Source organism: Streptomyces sp. RPT161 (genome assembly GCF_027533845.1).
GTDB classification, from domain to species: Bacteria; Actinomycetota; Actinomycetes; order Streptomycetales; family Streptomycetaceae; genus Streptantibioticus_A; species Streptantibioticus_A silvisoli_A.
In genome coordinates this window covers 1-352 of record NZ_JAPZVN010000119.1, presented here as the reverse complement: position 1 = coordinate 352, position 352 = coordinate 1, and the positions used below count along the sequence as shown (strand labels likewise).

The following is a 352-nucleotide window of genomic DNA, read 5'->3' as shown; positions in this document are numbered from 1 at the left end:
GGGAGACCGTGCGGTTCCTGGACGGTGTGCGGGCGTTGGAGGCCGAGGGCGTCACGACCTTCGTTGAGCTGGGGCCGGATGGTGTGTTGTCGGCGATGGCGCAGGAGTGCGTCACGGCCGAGGACGCGGCGTTCGTACCGGTGCTCCGCCGCGACCGCGCCGAGGACGAGACACTGACTGCCGCACTCGCTCAGGCGCATGTGCGTGGCGTGACCGTCAACTGGGAGGCCTTCTTCTCGGGCACCGGTGCGCGCCGCGTTGACCTGCCCACGTATGCCTTCCAGCGGCAGCGCTACTGGCCCGGTATCGAGGCGCTGGGTGCTGGGGACCTCGAATCGGTTGGTTTGGGTGC

The 352-nt window shown here is 69.3% G+C and carries 1 protein-coding gene; it reads left to right on the top strand.

Annotated elements, in window-relative coordinates; all coding sequences use genetic code 11:
• Positions 1-352, top strand: a 352-nt coding sequence (locus O5O46_RS35175; RefSeq protein ID WP_269859756.1) for a hypothetical protein, incomplete at both ends; no start/stop codon positions are given.